The 419-nt window shown below is 63.2% G+C and carries 1 protein-coding gene; it reads left to right on the forward strand.

Annotated features, from left to right (window positions below; genetic code table 11):
- On the forward strand, positions 1-288 hold a 288-nt coding region (locus HIJ39_RS23435), incomplete at its 5' end, for a hypothetical protein (RefSeq protein WP_169103413.1).
- Between the last annotated feature and the right edge of the window lie 131 nt (positions 289-419).

Below are 419 nucleotides of genomic sequence, written 5' to 3' on the forward strand. Positions count from 1 at the left end.
ACGACGCGCCAGTGTTTGGTCGCGACGTTTCCGTCGCGGAACGATTGGCAGCATGGCCACCGGGGGTCGCCCCAGACCGGCGTCGTCTACTGTGGTGATTGCGCCCGTGTCTGGTACGGCATTGGGGCAGCGGATCTCCAGCAACCCTTGCCGGCGTCCCAGATTTGGGACTGCTGGGGACCCCTGGTGAGCTTATCCCGTCTCGTGGCGGACGGGTTGAGCGCCCATCCGCGCTATGCCTATCGGCTCTCGCGCCAGTGGCGCAACCGCCTCCCCCGCCACTCATGATCCCAACCCCCGAGGGCAATCCTCGGGGGTCTTCTTCTCCGCCCTAGAGCCATGCCACCCTCTTCCAAATCTGGAAGGACAAATTCCCCACCACCCTGGGGAATTTTTTTGGCCAAATTGGGGATTTCCTG

The organism is Sulfobacillus harzensis, from assembly GCF_012933365.1.
Classification (GTDB): Bacteria; Bacillota; Sulfobacillia; order Sulfobacillales; family Sulfobacillaceae; genus Sulfobacillus_B; species Sulfobacillus_B harzensis.